The organism is Pseudomonas sp. B16120 (assembly GCF_044218845.1).
Classification (GTDB): Bacteria; Pseudomonadota; Gammaproteobacteria; order Pseudomonadales; family Pseudomonadaceae; genus Aquipseudomonas; species Aquipseudomonas paracarnis.
Genome location: NZ_CP162588.1, coordinates 2,061,990 through 2,077,572, shown reverse-complemented (window position 1 = coordinate 2,077,572; position 15,583 = coordinate 2,061,990). Strand labels below are relative to the sequence as shown.

General features: G+C 62.4%; 14 protein-coding genes. 5 read left to right on the top strand and 9 right to left on the bottom strand.

The features are described 5' to 3' along the window. Window positions 1-69: 69 nt before the first annotated feature. Both AB4P90_RS09905 and AB4P90_RS09900 read left to right on the top strand, forming a co-directional pair. A complete protein-coding gene (locus AB4P90_RS09905) occupies window positions 70-834 on the top strand; it encodes a response regulator (protein ID WP_014717756.1) in 765 nt (254 codons plus the stop codon). Next, window positions 834-1,865: a HAMP domain-containing sensor histidine kinase gene (locus AB4P90_RS09900; RefSeq protein ID WP_014717755.1), complete on the top strand. Its 1,032-nt coding sequence runs from the start codon at window positions 834-836 to the stop codon at window positions 1,863-1,865. Before AB4P90_RS09905 ends, AB4P90_RS09900 begins: the two co-directional genes overlap by 1 nt. Window positions 1,866-2,021: 156 nt before the next feature. Here AB4P90_RS09900 and AB4P90_RS09895 read toward each other — a convergent pair whose 3' ends face one another. The 9 genes from AB4P90_RS09895 to AB4P90_RS09855 form a co-directional block, all read right to left on the bottom strand. Continuing rightward, complete coding sequence (locus AB4P90_RS09895; protein ID WP_003190063.1) at window positions 2,022-3,086, bottom strand: AI-2E family transporter; 1,065 nt, start codon at window positions 3,084-3,086, stop codon at window positions 2,022-2,024. 73 nt (window positions 3,087-3,159) lie between these two features. Further along, window positions 3,160-3,978: a DUF4892 domain-containing protein gene (locus AB4P90_RS09890; protein ID WP_019816697.1), complete on the bottom strand. Its 819-nt coding sequence runs from the start codon at window positions 3,976-3,978 to the stop codon at window positions 3,160-3,162. A gap of 102 nt (window positions 3,979-4,080) precedes the next feature. Then, window positions 4,081-4,935: an alpha/beta hydrolase gene (locus tag AB4P90_RS09885; protein ID WP_032902996.1), complete on the bottom strand. Its 855-nt coding sequence runs from the start codon at window positions 4,933-4,935 to the stop codon at window positions 4,081-4,083. Beyond that, on the bottom strand, window positions 4,932-5,735 hold the full coding sequence (locus AB4P90_RS09880; protein ID WP_014717752.1) for an alpha/beta fold hydrolase: 804 nt from the start codon (window positions 5,733-5,735) through the stop codon (window positions 4,932-4,934). Before AB4P90_RS09880 ends, AB4P90_RS09885 begins: the two co-directional genes overlap by 4 nt. Window positions 5,736-5,832: 97 nt before the next feature. After that, window positions 5,833-6,276 (bottom strand): hotdog fold thioesterase, encoded by a 444-nt coding sequence (locus tag AB4P90_RS09875; RefSeq protein WP_014717751.1) that lies wholly within the window; start codon window positions 6,274-6,276, stop codon window positions 5,833-5,835. 30 nt (window positions 6,277-6,306) lie between these two features. Further along, entirely contained in the window at window positions 6,307-7,956 is a 1,650-nt protein-coding gene (locus tag AB4P90_RS09870) for an AMP-binding protein (protein WP_019816699.1), read from the bottom strand. 459 nt (window positions 7,957-8,415) lie between these two features. Beyond that, window positions 8,416-8,865: a phosphohistidine phosphatase SixA gene (gene sixA / locus AB4P90_RS09865; RefSeq protein ID WP_014717749.1), complete on the bottom strand. Its 450-nt coding sequence runs from the start codon at window positions 8,863-8,865 to the stop codon at window positions 8,416-8,418. Beyond that, a complete protein-coding gene (locus AB4P90_RS09860; RefSeq protein ID WP_014717748.1) occupies window positions 8,862-9,209 on the bottom strand; it encodes a DUF4389 domain-containing protein in 348 nt (115 codons plus the stop codon). The genes sixA and AB4P90_RS09860 overlap by 4 nt, the downstream gene beginning before the upstream one ends. Before the next feature lie 10 nt (window positions 9,210-9,219). Next, window positions 9,220-10,245 (bottom strand): NAD(P)H-dependent glycerol-3-phosphate dehydrogenase, encoded by a 1,026-nt coding sequence (locus tag AB4P90_RS09855; RefSeq protein ID WP_014717747.1) that lies wholly within the window; start codon window positions 10,243-10,245, stop codon window positions 9,220-9,222. Between the two features lie 195 nt (window positions 10,246-10,440). Between AB4P90_RS09855 and AB4P90_RS09850 the strand changes: the two genes are divergently transcribed. The 3 genes from AB4P90_RS09850 to AB4P90_RS09840 are packed head-to-tail and all read left to right on the top strand — an operon-like array spanning window position 10,441 to window position 15,390. After that, window positions 10,441-12,561, top strand: coding sequence for a TonB-dependent siderophore receptor (locus AB4P90_RS09850; RefSeq protein ID WP_317147082.1), 2,121 nt, complete (start codon window positions 10,441-10,443; stop codon window positions 12,559-12,561). Window position 12,562: 1 nt separating this feature from the next. Beyond that, window positions 12,563-13,492: an ABC transporter substrate-binding protein gene (locus AB4P90_RS09845; protein WP_014717745.1), complete on the top strand. Its 930-nt coding sequence runs from the start codon at window positions 12,563-12,565 to the stop codon at window positions 13,490-13,492. After that, on the top strand, window positions 13,489-15,390 hold the full coding sequence (locus tag AB4P90_RS09840; protein ID WP_014717744.1) for an ATP-binding protein: 1,902 nt from the start codon (window positions 13,489-13,491) through the stop codon (window positions 15,388-15,390). Before AB4P90_RS09845 ends, AB4P90_RS09840 begins: the two co-directional genes overlap by 4 nt. Window positions 15,391-15,583: the final 193 nt, after the last annotated feature.

The window sequence follows — 15,583 nt, the reverse complement described above, 5'->3', positions numbered from 1 at the left end:
CGCCCAGCACTTCCAGCCCTGGAACTGGGCGCCTATGCTGACAGCCACACTCAGGCAGATGACCTCGCTATGCATACCCCTTGCGACCCTGTAAACGAAGCGCCAAAAGACGCGGTGATCGCCGAAGACAAGCGCTGGAATACTCGCGCGCTGATTGTCGACGACGACGTGCCGATCCGCGAACTGCTGATCGACTACCTGGCACGCTTCAATATTCTCGCCTCGGGCGTCACCGACGGCACCGCCATGCGCCAGGCCATGCAAGCGGAGACCTTCGATGTGGTGGTGCTCGACCTGATGCTGCCGGGCGAAGACGGGCTGACATTGTGCCGCTGGCTACGCGCCGAGTCGGATATTCCGATTTTGATGCTCACCGCCCGCTGCGAACCTACCGACCGCATCATCGGCCTGGAACTGGGCGCCGATGACTATATGTCAAAGCCGTTCGAGCCGCGGGAGTTGGTCGCGCGTATCCAGACCATCCTGCGCCGGGTGCGTGATGACCGCACCGAACAGCGGGCCAATATCCGCTTCGACACTTGGCGCCTGAACAGCGTGCTGCGCCAGCTGGTGGCCGATGATGGCCTGGTGGTGCCGTTGTCCAACGCCGAGTTTCGTTTGTTGTGGGTGTTCATTGAACGCCCCCGCCGTGTGCTGAGCCGCGAACAGCTGCTGGACGCGGCCCGTGGGCGCTCCATCGAGGCCTTTGATCGCAGCATCGACCTGCTGGTGTCGCGCCTGCGCCAGAAGCTGGGGGATGACCCCAAGGCTCCGCAATTGATCAAGACCGTACGCGGCGAAGGTTACCTGTTCGACGCCCGGGATATCGGTTGATGCGCGCGCCCTTCAACACGCTGTTCGGGCGACTGTTCGGCCTGTTGCTGGTGGCGATTGTGCTGGCCCATGTGCTGGCGTTCTTCTGGTTCCACCACTACGGCCCGCCGCCACCACCCCGCGCGGCCTTCGTCGAACAACCAGATGGCAGCCTCACGCCCTTGCGCAAAGCGCCTCGCCCCTGGTTCGGCGGCCCGGTGGTGCCCCTGACATTTCAATTTATCTCGCTGATCATCGCTGCCTGGTACGGCGCCAAACTGCTGAGCCGGCCAATCCAGCGCCTGAGCGCAGCGGCCGAGCGCCTGAGCGTCGACCTCGACAGCCCGCCCCTGGTGGAAACCGGCCCTCGCGAAGCACGCCAAGCGGCCTCGACCTTCAACCTGATGCAAAAGCGCATCCGCGAACAAGTCAGCCAGCGCGCACGCATGCTCGGCGCGGTCTCCCACGACCTGCGCACCCCGCTCTCGCGCCTCAAGTTGCGCCTGGAACAAATCGAAGACCCCAAGCTGCAAGGCCAGATGCGCCAGGACCTGGACGACATGATCGGCATGCTCGATGCCACCTTGAGCTACCTGCACGAACAGCGCACCAGCGAGACACGGCATTGGCTCGATGTACAGGCGTTGGTGGAATCCCTGAGTGAAAACGCCCAGGACCAAGGCCGCGACGTGCAGTTTGCCGGCACCTGTACACCGTTGCAGGTACAGCCGATGGCCCTGCGTTCATGCCTGAACAATTTGATCGATAACGCCCTGCGCTATGCCGGCACCGCCCGGGTGGAACTGGCCGACAGCCGCGGTGCGTTGGTAATCCGGGTGATCGACCACGGCCCGGGAATCGCCGCCGATAAGCGCGAAGCGGTGTTCGAGCCGTTCTTTCGCCTGGAAGGGTCGCGCAACCGCAATTCCGGAGGGGTCGGTTTGGGGATGACCATTGCCAGGGAGGCCGTCGAGCGACTCGGCGGCCACCTGAGCCTGGAAGATACACCGGGCGGTGGGTTGACGGCGGTGATGTGGTTGCCGAGGGTTTAAGCACTCCCATTTACCTGACGCGCCGCGATCCAAATGTGGGAGCTGGCTTGCCTGCGATTGCGCAGTGTCAGTCGATGAAGTGTTGGCTGGCCCACCGCTATCGCAGGCAAGCCAGCTCCCACAAGTACCGCGGCGCACCACAGTTAGGTACACCCATCAGTTACACGGTTTGTCTTCACGACGCACTTGCGCCTGGCTCGCGCTCCAGTCTGTCAACAGGCTGTAGGCCACCGCCAGCAACGTCGGGCCAATAAACAGGCCGATAAAGCCGAACGCTATCAACCCGCCAAATACACCCAACAACACAATCACCAACGGCAGGTTGCCGCCACGGCTGATCAGGTACGGCTTGAGCACGTTATCCACGCCGCTGATCACGAACGTGCCCCACACGCCCAGGAATACCGCGTAGGTGTAGTCGCCCTTCCACGCCAGCCACGCCGTGGCCGGGATCCACACCAGCGGCGGCCCCATGGGAATAAGGCTGAGCAGGAAAGTCACGATACCCAGCACCAGCGCGCCCGGTACGCCGGCGATCAGAAAGCCGATCAGCGCCAGCAGCGCCTGGGCCGCAGCGGTGCCGATCACACCATTGACCACTCGCTGTACCGTGCCAGCCACCAGTTCGATGTAATAGCCGGCGCGTTCGCCGATCAGGCGCTCCAACAGGCGGTGCACAAACATCGCCAGGCGCGGCCCGTCACGGTAGAAAAAGAATACGAAGACCAGGCTCAGGGTCAGCTCGAGAATGCCGCCGCCAATTTGCGCACTGCGCGCCAACAACCAATTGCCGACCTGGCCCAGGTACGGCTTGATGCTCACCATCAGCGCCGCGCCTTGTTGATCAATGCTGTCCCAGGTCGCCACCAGGCGCTCGCCTACAAAGGGGATCGACCCCAACCAGGTCGGCGCCTCGGGCAAGCCGTCGACCTGGATGTCCTTGATCAGCGCCACCGCATCACGCACATGGTCCGCCAGGTTGAACCCCAGCCATACCAATGGCACCGCCACCAGCAACATCCAGCCCAACGTCAGGATGCCAGCGGCCAGGGACTCCCGGCCGCCGAGCCAACGGGTGAGCAAACGCATCAGCGGCCAGCTGGCAAATGCCAGCACCGCGCCCCAGAACAGCGCCGACCAGAACGGCGCCATGACCCAGAAGCTGGCACCAAACAGCACCAGCAGCAGGATTTGCACCAGCAGGCGATCGTTATTGAGCATCGGGTATCTCGAGAAGAAGGCTGTAGGAAGAGAGCTTAGGCGAACGGCGCGGGTCCGTTCGCCCGTGTGATGCTTAGCGTATCAGATGCAGATGCAGCCCTTGGGTTTCACCGGCGCCGGTTTCCAGACGGGCGGTGCGCACGCCCTTCTCCACCAGCGCCTGGCGCCAGGCCTCGGTGTGCGGCCCGCTCAGGCTCACGCGCAGGGTGGTGTCGAGGTTCAAGGCACGGGATATCAAGGTCAGCCAGGTGTCATCAGGCTCGGCGCCCAGCGCGGGGAAATCCAGCTCGCCGGTGCTTTTGAGTTCACGCAGCAGGGTGGCCGAGGTGGGCAGCAGGTTGCCCAGAGGCGCGCTGGCGTCGAGTTGCTCCACATGCAGGTAGGCGCGACGGTTACCGCGGGTAATGCCATACAGCGCGACCAGGGAATTGTCCTGCGGGGCGGCCAGGCGAAGCAGCAGGTACTCCTGTTGGCCGTCGGCGCCCACTAGCTTGGCGTTACCAAACACCTCGTTGGCCCACAGGCTGCTTTCGCCACAATCGCGGGCCTTGCACCAGAACAACAACTGCGCGCCCTTGGCCTGCAAGGCTTCGCGTGTTGCGGTAAAGGCGGCGCTGGAGCTGTGTTCGGCGGGTAGTTCATAGGTGATGGCAGTGGCTGGGCCGCGTGCGATGGCCTGGCCTTCGTAGCGCAACTGGCCGCTGATCTTGCGGATTGCGCCCATGGGGTAGATGCGTTCCTTGTCTTCAGCAGGGCGGTAATCGACGATTTGCGCATCAACCTGACGGGCTACCGCCGGTAAATCCTGGCTGCCGGGCAGATCGGCGGCAAATACCAGGGGGCTGAAACAGCAAAGGCCAAGGGCACGGATACATCCTTTACCCAGGCTCATCGGATCAATGAGCCCTGGCCAATGGTGGTCACAGCAATATTGAGTGTGTTCATGGTTGACTCCCTTTCAATCCGCCCAGCCTCGGCAGTTGACCCCGCCAAGTCAAGGCGTGGAGAAGAACCGATTGAAACAGTCTGCAACAAGAGCTGCACCGGGCTCGTCATTCAGGTGTAAATGATGGCCGCCTGGCAGCGTGGTAACCGTGAAAGGTAGCTGAGAAAGCAATTCGGAATGTTTCGCCAGCATGCCGTCAGCCGCGACCACCAACTGGGTAGGGCACCCTACCCTTCGCACGAAAGCCATGGCCTGTTCATCGGTCAGGCGCATCGGCGACGCCAGGGTCAGGCGGCTATCGCTGCGCCAAGTGTAACCGCCCGGCACTGGCATCAAACCGCGCTGGGCCAGGAGTTGCGCCGCTTCACGGCTGACCGCCACCACGCCTTTCATCCGCGCCTCAACGGCCCGATCAAGGCTGTTGTAGACGGGTTTGCGCTTGTCCTGCAGGCTCAATTGCGCCTGCAACGCCATGCCCAGGCGCTCGGCCGCGTTCTCGCCGCTGGCGGTCGGTGGGATCACGCCGTCGATCAGGCCCAGGTGTGTCACCCGCTCCGGCAAGGCCCCGGCCAACACCAGGGAGACTATGGCGCCAAGGGAGTGGCCAAGTAATGCAAAACGTTTCCAGCCCAGTTGCTCGGCCACCTGCAGCACGTCGTAGACGTAATCCCACAAGGCATAACCGGCGCCAGCCGGGCGGTGCGCCGAATGCCCATGCCCCGCCATGTCCAGGGCGACGATGCGCAACCCGTGCAACTTGGGCGCCAGGCGCGCAAAGCTGTTGGCGTTGTCCAGCCAGCCATGCAAAGCAATCACCGGCAGCCCATCCTCGGCCCCGAACAGATGCGCGGCCAATTCGATGTGCGGCAAGCTCAGGCGAACCTCTTCGACAGGCGTACTCATGCGCAACTGCGCTCGCGGGCCTGCCAGCGGGCGAACAGGTTTTTGATCAAGGCAGCGGTGTCCTGGGGGCGTTCAAGAGGGAACATATGGCCCCCGGGCATGGTGAGCATTTCGCCCATGGGCAAGCGGTCGACACCGCTGGCATGGTGACGCATCACCACCCGGCTCTGGCGGCCACGCACCACGGCCAGCGGCACCTTCAACTGGCGCACCTGGCCCGGGCTGGTGTGGGGCACGCCGCGATAGATGCTGATTTCGGTGGCTGGGTCGAACCGCAGGCGCAGGCGATCGCCCACTTGCTGCAGACCATGTTGCAGGTACGCGTCAAAGCAATCGGGGTCAAAGCCACGGAACAGGGTCTTGCCGGCGAAATAGCTGCGCGCGGTGTCCAGGTCGGTGAATTCTTCGCGCCGGCCAAGCGTGCGCCCAGCCGGGGTGAGGCGGTCGATAAAACCAAAGCGCTTGGCAGCGCGGATCACCCAGCGGTCTGCGCGGGTGAGCACCGGCGAATCCAGCATCACCACGCCCCGGTACAGGTGCGGGCAGCGCATGGCCGCGTGCAAATGCAGCACGCCTCCCAGGGAATGGCCAACGCCCCATACCGGTTCTGGCTGCTGCTCCAGATGGTGGATCAGTTCGTCCACCAGGTTCTGCCAGTTATCATCCACCGGGAACCTGGGGTCGTGACCGTGCTGCGGCAGATGTGCCACCGCATATTCCGGGGCCAGGGCGGCAAACAGCTTGCCGTAAGTGGCCGAAGGGAAGCCATTGGCGTGGGTAAAAAACACGTGCTGCGACATACAGGTTCCATCAACAAAAACAGAGGGGGATTGTCACCATGGCCGGCCTCTACAGCAATGACTGTAACTGCCAGGAATGATGACACTCACGCCACGCCTATCGCGCCGGCGGTTGTTCACCCAGCGGCACCACGGCCATGGTCAGGCGCGAGACACAACTGGCCTTGCCCTCGTCGCTGCTCAAACGGATGTCCCACACTTGGGTAGTGCGCCCGATATGAATAGCCTTGGCCACCGCCGTCACCCGACCGCTGCGCACACCGCGCAGATGGTTGGCGTTGACCTCCAGGCCCACGCAATAGAACTTGCTTGCATCAATGCACAAGTAGGCGGCCATGGAGCCGACACTTTCGGCCAGCACCACCGAGGCCCCGCCGTGCAGCAGGCCGTAGGGCTGATGGGTGCGGTGGTCGACCACCATACTGGCGGTAAGGGATTCGTCGTCGAAGCTTTCGAAACGAATATCCAGCATTTCACCGATGGTGTTTTTCTGGATCGCGTTGAGGTGTTCGATATTCGGTTGGGTACGCCACAGGCTCATACGGTTGTCCTTGTTGGTTTTATTACGACCCTAATCCTGCCACAGAACGGTTTCGGCGCGCGCGCTCCATGCTTGCAATTGTGGCCCGTACGTCGACTCGATCACGTTGCGTTTGATCTTCAAGGTCGGCGTGAGAAAACCGTTTTCCACCGCCCAGTGGTCTTTCACCACCACCAATTGCCCCATGCGTTCGTGCTTGTCCAGGCCCGCGTTCACCTGTGCCAGCCAGCGTTCAAGACCACTGCCGAGGGCTTGGCGGTCCTCGCCGGGTGCCGACAAGACGCACAGCCCTATCGGCGCGCTGAGCCCCTCGCCGACCACACACACCTGTTCAATACGTGCATGTTCGGCCAGGCGGTTTTCAATCGGCGCCGGGGCCACGTATTTGCCTTTGCTGGTCTTGAAAATTTCCTTGAGGCGTCCGGTCAGGCGCAGGCGACCGTCCGCGTCCTGCTCGCCCTTGTCACCCGTGCGCAGGAAGCCATCTGCGGTGAGCGTATCCGCGGTTTTCTGCGGGTCCTTGAAGTAGCCCAACATGGTCGCGCCACTGTGTACCTGCACTTCGCCTGACGGGTCGATACGCACTTGCACGCCTGGGCAGGGCTGGCCGATCCAACCAAGCGTTTGCCCACCTGGGCGACACACATGGGAATAGCCGCAGTTTTCGGTCATGCCATACACCTCCAGCACATCCAGGCCCAGGCGCTGATACCAACGCAGCAACGCCTCGGGCACCGGCGCCGCGCCGGAAAGAGCGATACGCAGCGCATCCAGCCCCAGACCGGCGAGGACTTTATGGCCGACGCGCTTGCCGATAAAAGGCAGGCTTAACAGCATATCGAGCCTTTTTTCCGGGATTTTGGCGTAGACGCCCAGTTGGAATTTGGTCCAGATGCGCGGCACGCCAAACAAGGCCGTCGGCCGCGCCCTGCGCAAATCGGTCAGGAAGGTCTCCAGGCTCTCAGCAAAAAAAACGGTTTGCCCGGTATAGATCGACGCCATTTCCACAAACATTCGCTCCGCCACATGGCACAGCGGCAGGTACGACAGCAACCGGTCATCCTCTCCCAGGCCAAACAACTCAGTACCGCGCGTGGCAGCACACCCCAAGGCGCCGAAACTGTGCATCACCCCTTTGGGCAGGCCGGTCGTGCCGGAGGTGTAGATGATGGTAGCCAGGCTGTCGGCATCCGGTAGCGGGTTGTCCTGAATCGGCGAGCAGGCTTGCAGGTTCGCCCAGTTGAAATCGAAAGCCCCGTCAGGACACAGCGGCAGGCTGATAGTCGGGACACCCGCAGGGATGCCAGGCGCCATCGCCGACCAATCATCAAGCTTGCCGATCAGCGCCAACCGCGCCTGCGAGTGAGTCAGCACATGGGCGACTGAGTCCGCGGTGAGGTTGGGATAAAGCGGCACCGACACATGCCCGGCCATCCAGATCGCCAGGTCGGCGATGATCCAGTGGGCGCAGTTTTTTGAAATCAGCGCAATGTGCGAGCCCTGGGGCAACTCCCGCGCACGCAGCCAGTGCGCGGCGCAACGGGCCTGGTGGCCGACATCGCCCCAGGTGAGGGCCTGCACCTCACCGCCGCCGATGGGCTGAACGAGGAAGACTTTGCGCGGGTGCCGCGCTTCACGCTCGAAGAAGACCTGCAACGGCAAACGAAAAGCGACAGGCATGGGACGCGCTCCTTTGTGATCCGAGATACAGCCGACCAAGCACTTGCTTGGTTGACGGTATAGCACAGGTAAAGGAAATGGCTTGTCGCTAACCACGATGCGAAGCGAGCCGCTCTTGATCTGCTCTTGATCTTGATCTCAGGCGCCCTGTCGAACCACGCTGGCCGGAATTCCGGGTCCTTTTCCAAAAGTGACCCGCCGTTGGGCGGAACTCTAAGTGGCCGTTACCGCAGCAGTGGATATGTACTCGGTATAACAGTGTCGCCTGTCAGGTCGTCATCGCAGGCAAGCCAGCTCCCACATTTGGATTGCGGGGTGTCATGTAGATAGGCGTCGGCTGTCAAGCCGTCATCGCAGGCAAGCCAGCTCCCACAGTTGGATCGCGGGGTGTCAGCGAGATAGGCGTCGGCGGCAGGCTGTCGCGCAGGCAAGCGCCCTCGCCACAGCGTCGCACGATGCCTAGGGATTCTTCACACCCACCAGACTCATCAACCCCGCCAACGGAAAATCACCCTCAAGCTCCGCCAGGCTGGCCGTGTACATCGGCTGTGGCTGACGCTGATGCCCATGCTGCAAAAAACTGATCAGGCTGCCCACCAGCGGTTGGTGGCTGACCAACAGCACGTCGTCATCGCTGTCGAGTTTCTCCAGCACTCGCTGAACATCCCCATCGGGCGTCAGCCACGGCACAGTACGGATTTCGGGCTGAAACCCCAGCACATCGCGCACCAACTGCGCCGTCTGTTGCGCCCTTACATAAGGGCTGGCAATGATGGCACCCAAGGGCTGGCCAATCAGGTGCGCAGCACTGCGCAAGACTTCGGCACGCCCATGCTCGGTAAGGTTGCGCTCGGCGTCCGTGGGTGCGTGCCCTTCAGCTTCACCGTGACGCAGAATCCATACCTTCATAGCTTCGGCTCTTCATCACGCACCGGGTGCGGTGCCGGCGGTACGCTGTGGGCCGCTTCGCCTTCGGGCGCACGTGGGGTTGGCCAATCGGCGAACGGCCAGGGCTTTTGCTCGGTGTGGAAGCTGCCGAAGCGGCCAATCTGCGCCAGGAACTGGCTGAGGCTGTCGCCAAAGTTCATCAGGCCCAGGTTCGGCGCTCCGTAGACCAGCCGGTAAATCAATTGCACCACCACCAACGCGCCGAGCAGGAATTGCGCCACCTGCCACACCAGCGCAAACACCAGCATCCACAGGATGCGCAAGACAATCGACTCGTATGGGGGGGCAGCTTTGGGATCGTTCATGACGCGCTCCTCAGTTAAAACCACTGGTGGAAATGAAGTCGACATCGGTCTTGGGCTCGGCCCGCATCAGTAACTCGATGACCTGGTTCAAGGTGCGCCCTTCGAACAGGATCGCGTGCAGCCCGGCGACCAGCGGCATGTACACGCCCACTTCCTGGGCCTTGGCCTTCAAAACCTTGAGGGTGTTGACCCCTTCGGCCACTTCACCCAGGCGCGTCACCGCCTCCTCCAGGCTCAGCCCTTGGCCCAGGGCAAATCCAACCTGATAGTTGCGGCTTTTAGGCGATGAGCAGGTGACGATCAAGTCACCCACGCCCGCCAGGCCGAGGAAGGTCATGGGGTTGGCGCCCTGGTTCACCGCAAAACGCGTCATCTCGGCCAGGGCACGGGTGATCAGCATGCTCTTGGTGTTTTCGCCCATGCCCAGGGCCACGGCCATGCCGGCGATGATCGCGTAGACGTTTTTCAAGGCGCCGCCCAATTCGACGCCGAAGCGATCGGCGCTGGCGTAGACCCGGAAAGTACGGCCATGCAGCACCGCCTGGACGCGCTCGCACAAGGCCTCGTCTTCACTGGCGACCACGGTGGCTGTCAACGCGTGCTCGGCGACTTCCCGCGCAAGGTTTGGCCCGGACAGCACGCCAATGCGCGCCTGAGGGGCGATCTCGGTGAGGATTTCACTCATCAACTTGAAGGTGTGGGCTTCGATGCCCTTGGTCAGGCTGACCAACAACTTGCCAGCCAGGCGTTCGGCGTGGGGCGCCAATACCGAACGCAAGGCGCTGGAAGGCAGCGCGACGAAGCACAGGTCGCAAGCCGTGAGGGTGTCCAGCAGGTCGGTCACCGGTTCGACGGCAGGATGAATCTTGATACCTTTAAGGTAACGGGGGTTTTCGCGATGCACGCGAATGGCTTCGGCCTGCTCGGGGTCGCGCATCCACTGACGCACCGCGTGGCCGTTCTCGGCCAGCAGGTTAGCCACGGCGGTACCAAAACTTCCGCCTCCCAGGACCGCAATAGGGCGCTGTTCAGTCATATGCAATCCGTTAATCCATACCAGTGGCGATGGCGGCATTATACGGGGCGCCCGGCTTGCGGCCAGCCCCCCTATCAATTCGCGGTTTTGTCAGAAAATGCCACGGGTGTGCGAAGTAAATGCAAGTCCGACGACTGGCAAATAGCCGCGCCTCGGTTAACATGGTCGGCTATCCGCAATTAACAAGGCCGTGCCGTGTATCTAGGCCCTCCTCCTCGCTCATCACTGTTATTGATGCTGGTGTGCGCTACCTGCGCACAGGCCGACGACCTGTTCCTCGACAGCCAGCCGCTGCCCCAGGTCTTGACCGCCACGCGCCTCAAGCAATCGGCCGCCGCCGTGCCCGGCAGCATGACGGTGATCGACAGCGAGCTGATCAAGGCCAGTGGTGCCCGGGACATCTCGGAACTGCTGCGGCTGGTTCCCGGGATGATGGTCGGCTACACCAGCGGCAACCAGGCCTCGGTGAACTACCACGGCACCAGCGCCAGTGATGCCCGGCGCATGCAGGTGTTGATCGACGGGCGCTCGGTCTACCGCGCTGGCCTGGCCACGGTGGACTGGAGCGATATCCCGGTGGCCATGGAGGATATCGAGCGCATCGAGGTCTTTCGCGGCCCCAACACCGTCAGCTACGGCGCCAATGCACTGATGGCGGTGGTGAATATCCTCACCCGCTCGCCGGCCAACAGCCAGGGTTCACGGATAAAGGTGGTCCGTGGCGAACGTGGCATCAATGACTTCTATGCCAGCCAGGGTGTGGGCTGGGAGACCGGCGATTTGCGCTTGTCCCTGTCCGGGCAACAGGACGATGGTTTTGACAGCGACGCAGCCGGCGCCGACCGCCGTGACGGGCGCCGTCTCAACCGTTTCAGCCTGGCGGTGAGCCAGACCTTGAATGGGCAACAAAGCCTCGATTGGCAACTGAACGTCAAGGAAGGCACGAACCAGCGCCCTTATACCTACACCCCGGTGTTTGCCGGGATTACCGAAGGCGGTAGCAATTCCGACGCCACCGCCAAAGACTATGCGGGCTCCCTGCGCTGGAACTTCGACTTCAACCCCGACCACAGCCTGTATATCCAAGGTTCGGCACAGCAATGGGACCGCAAGCAAATCTGGAAAGCCTGTGACGCCAAGGTCTCGTTCAGCCCGGAGCTGACCCAGCTATGGCAGCTCAACCCCAACTATGCCGAACAGCTGGCGCGGCACATGGACACCTACAGCCAAGGCTCCGCACCACCCGGCAGCGCCGCCGAACAGGCCTTGGCCAATCAGGTGCTGGGCCAGTGGCGCAACGGCGCCAACCAGAGCGTGTGCGGCGATATCGACCAGAGCGCCCGTGAAAGCCGCTACGACGTGGAGATTCAGGACACGCTCAGCCTCTCCGACAGCCTGCGCCTGGTCAGCGGCATGAATTACCGCTACGACCGCGCCGACTCCGAGACCTACTTCAATGGCACCCTGGACGACACCACCTGGCGTCTGTTCGGGCATCTGGAATGGCGCGCCAGCGAACACTGGCTGCTGCAAGGTGGCGCCATGTACGAAGACACGCACCTGAGCGGTAACTCGCTGACGCCCCGTGTGGCGGTCAATTACCTGATCAACCCCCGCCACGGCTTGCGCGCGGTTTACTCCGAGGCGATCCGCTCGCCGGACATGTTCGAGAACAACGTCAACTGGAGCTACCGTGTCACCAATCTCAGCTCCCCGACCTACGGGCAAAACGCCGGGCAATATTTTGTCGTGACGCGCGGCCCCGGCAACCTCGACAAAGAGTTGATGCGCTCACGCGAGCTGGGCTACAACGGCTTCTTTGCCGAGCTGGGGCTGAATGTCGACGTGAAGCTGTTCTATGACGAAATCACCGACATGATCAGCTCGCCGCTGCGCAACAACCAGTACATCGCCAGTAACGCCAACAGCTCGCGCTTCACCGGTGCCGAGTCACAGTTCGACTGGCGCGTGAGTAGCGCCGACCGCCTGCGCCTGACCTATGCTTATGTAGACGCCACCTCCAGCAACCCGCTGGACAAAGCGCAAACCGCGCGTAACAGCGGCTCGGCCGGTTGGCTGCGTGAATGGGGCCAGGGGTGGTCCAGCGCCTTGTTCTACTATGGCGACGACGCACTCAACCAATATCGCTTCCAGCGGGTTGACCTGCGGGTGGCCAAGCGCATTGCCGTAGGCAAAACCAACGTGGAGCTGGCGGGCATGTTGCAACAACGCCTGGATAACCAACCCACCACCTGGGCGGACAACAACTACGACCATCGCCACGTTCTCTACTTCAGCGCCGAGCTGGACTTCTGACATGGCCGATCAGTCACGGATGACACGCCTTCTGGTTTCACGATTGTGGCGCCGCGGCCTGCTGCTGGCGTGCCTGCTGCTGGCAGCGCCGGCCTGGAGTGCCAGCATCCTGCTCACGGCCGCCGAGGACGGTGCCGGTGTGCGCGCCTTTACTCAGGCCCTTGCCCAACAGCGCCCCAACGACCAGGTCAGCTTTACCCCCCTCAACGAGTTGCCGGCGCCCAGGGACTTGCCCGCCAGCACCCGTTTGATCCTCCTCGACCTGCCCGGCCTCGACTGGCGCCTGCAGGATGCCCAGGGGCCGCCCGCTCTGGTGTTGCGCATCAGCCGCCTCCAGGCCCGGCAACGCCTGGGCAACACGCACCCGGCGAAAATCAGCCTGCTCTGGAGCGACCCGCCGCTGGAGCGTCAGTTGCGCCTGATCGCCCATATCCTGCCCCAGGCCCAGCGCGTTGGCGTGCTTTACGATGCCGGCAGTGAGTTCCTGCTGCGCGAACTGATGCAGGCCGCCAAGCCCATCGGCCTGGAAATCGTGCCCCAGCTCTGGGACAACACCAGTGACAGCCGCCCGTTGCAAAACCTGTTCAAGAACAGCGACGTGCTACTGGGCCTGGACGATCCGAACCTGTACAACCCCAAAACCGTAAAAAACCTGTTGCTGAGCAGTTACGCCCGACAACTGCCGTTGGTGGGGCCCAATGCCGGCTTTGTGCGGGCCGGCAGCCTGGCCAGCACCTACAGCGATCAGGCCGACTGGCTCGCCGTGCTGGACCATCTGCTGGACCAGCCGCCGGCCAATTGGCCGCACACGCTCTACCCTGAACACTTCAAAGTCGTGGGCAACCCGCAAGTCGCACGCTCACTGGGCATCGAACAGGTCGATGAAGTCGCCGTTGCCGCCCGCTTGGCCGAAGGAGAACAACGTCCATGACCTTGCGTCGTCGTTGGGATATCAACACCCGCACCCAGCTCATTACCCTGGGCCCCGCGCTGCTGTTGACCCTGCTGCTCATCACCTTCTTCACCTTTGTGCGCATCCAGGATTTGCGCCAGGAACTGGACCACACCGGTCAATTGATCGCCAACCAGCTGGCGCCCGCCACTGAGTACGGCGTGATTTCCGGCAACAACGACGTGCTTGAATCCCTGCTGCGTGCAACCCTGGCCACGCCCCATGTACGCTTCCTGGAGATCCAGGACAGCGCCGAGAACATCCTGGTGTACGTGGAGCAGCCGTCCGAGCGACATGATCGCTCGCTGTCGGTGAAGGTGTTCCAGGCACCGATCCGCCTGCAACACATCCAGCTCAACAATGACTTTTTCCAGGACAACCTCAACGAACCCAAGGCCCCCCGCGCGGACTACCTGGGGCGGGTGATCGTGGGCATGTCCAATGATGCGTTCAGCCAGCGCCAGCAGGAGATCCTGTTCAAGGCCGGGATCCTGGCGTTGTTCGCCCTGCTGTTTACCTTCCTGCTGGCGCGGCGCTTGTCGGCGAGCCTGTCAAAGCCGATCAGCGCCATGGGGCATGCGGTCAAGGCCATCCAGCAAGGCGATTACAAGACGCCACTGCCCATCGTCGATGACTCGGAACTGGGCGACCTCTCGCGGCATATCAACAACCTGGCCGAGGGCCTTCACCAGGCCAGTCGCGAACAGCAACAAGCCATGGCCCAGTTGATCCAGACCCGTGAAGAAGCCGAGCGGGCGAACAACGCCAAGTCGGATTTCCTGGCGATGATGAGCCATGAACTGCGCACGCCCATGAATGGCGTGCTGGGCATGCTGCAACTGCTGGAAACCACCGAGATGACCGAGGAGCAGACCGAGTATGCGGCGCTGGCTTCGGAGTCTACCGAGCACTTGCTCAAGGTGATCAATGACATCCTCGACTTCTCACGCATTGAACGCGCCGCACTGGAGCTGGAGCATATTCCGTTCAACCTGGCGGACCTGATCAGCAGCTGCGCCCAAGCGTTCCAGCACAGTGCCCAACAGCGCGGGCTGAGCCTGGAGTTGCCCATCCCCATGGGCCTGGAAGCCCTGCGGGTGCGCGGCGACCCGACGCGGATCCGCCAGATTCTGGTAAACCTGATCGGCAATGCATTGAAATTTACCGAACATGGCAGCGTGACCGTCGAGCCCCACTGGCAAACCCTGGACCATGAGTTGCTGTGGTTCACCTGCACCGTGCGCGACAGCGGCATCGGTATTTCTGCCGAACGCCTGGATTTGATGTTCGATGCCTTCCAGCAGGCCGACAGCTCCATTTCCAGGCGTTACGGTGGCACGGGCCTGGGCCTGCCGATTGCGCGCACCCTGGCCGAACGTATGGGTGGCACCTTGCGCGCCCAGAGCGAAGAAGGTCGAGGCTCAGTGTTCACCTTGGAGATTCCGCTGGCCATTGACCAGCAGCATGTGCCGGTCGCCGCTCCTGATGCGCTTGGCAAAGCCAGCGCCGGCGATGGGCGCCACGTACTGTTGGTGGAGGACAACCCGGTCAACCGCACCGTGGTCGAAGCGATGCTGCGCAGCCTGGGCTTCGAAGTCAGCCTGGCCACGGACGGCGCCGAGGCGATCCGCAGCGCCGAGAGCTTGATTTTCACCGCCATCCTGATGGATTGCCGCCTGCCCTTGATTGATGGCTACGAGGCCACGCGGCAGATTCGCCAACTGCCTGGCTGCGCCGATCTGCCGATCATCGCCCTGACGGCCAACGCCTTGCAGGGCGATCGCGAAGCCTGCCTGGCAGCCGGAATGAACGATTACCTGGCCAAGCCGTTCAAACGCACGGATTTGCAGCAAATCCTGCAGCGCTGGGTGCAATAGCGCCGCGCCATCAGCCAACTGCGACTGGCGTGAAAGACGAAAGTGGGGCAGTCTTAGGCACCCGAACGGGCTGATAAACAGGCCCGGTTTAAAATTTCAGTGAACAAGTGTACATTCAGTGCCTTGCCGCTGTGACTTTCACTACAACGCAATAGTCTATGTGTAGGCTGCCGCTATGAGGCATGAACGCTTC

Coding starts and splice junctions, on each gene's coding strand:
- AB4P90_RS09855 (WP_014717747.1), bottom strand. CDS start 10,245: ATGACTGAACAGCGCCCTATTGCGGTCCTGGGAGGCGGAAGTTTTGGT.
- AB4P90_RS09895 (WP_003190063.1), bottom strand. CDS start 3,086: ATGCTCAATAACGATCGCCTGCTGGTGCAAATCCTGCTGCTGGTGCTG.
- AB4P90_RS09900 (WP_014717755.1), top strand. CDS start 834: ATGCGCGCGCCCTTCAACACGCTGTTCGGGCGACTGTTCGGCCTGTTG.
- AB4P90_RS09890 (WP_019816697.1), bottom strand. CDS start 3,978: ATGAGCCTGGGTAAAGGATGTATCCGTGCCCTTGGCCTTTGCTGTTTC.
- AB4P90_RS09875 (WP_014717751.1), bottom strand. CDS start 6,276: ATGAGCCTGTGGCGTACCCAACCGAATATCGAACACCTCAACGCGATC.
- AB4P90_RS09860 (WP_014717748.1), bottom strand. CDS start 9,209: ATGAACGATCCCAAAGCTGCCCCCCCATACGAGTCGATTGTCTTGCGC.
- AB4P90_RS09845 (WP_014717745.1), top strand. CDS start 12,563: ATGGCCGATCAGTCACGGATGACACGCCTTCTGGTTTCACGATTGTGG.
- AB4P90_RS09870 (WP_019816699.1), bottom strand. CDS start 7,956: ATGCCTGTCGCTTTTCGTTTGCCGTTGCAGGTCTTCTTCGAGCGTGAA.
- AB4P90_RS09885 (WP_032902996.1), bottom strand. CDS start 4,935: ATGAGTACGCCTGTCGAAGAGGTTCGCCTGAGCTTGCCGCACATCGAA.
- AB4P90_RS09880 (WP_014717752.1), bottom strand. CDS start 5,735: ATGTCGCAGCACGTGTTTTTTACCCACGCCAATGGCTTCCCTTCGGCC.
- AB4P90_RS09905 (WP_014717756.1), top strand. CDS start 70: ATGCATACCCCTTGCGACCCTGTAAACGAAGCGCCAAAAGACGCGGTG.
- sixA (WP_014717749.1), bottom strand. CDS start 8,865: ATGAAGGTATGGATTCTGCGTCACGGTGAAGCTGAAGGGCACGCACCC.
- AB4P90_RS09840 (WP_014717744.1), top strand. CDS start 13,489: ATGACCTTGCGTCGTCGTTGGGATATCAACACCCGCACCCAGCTCATT.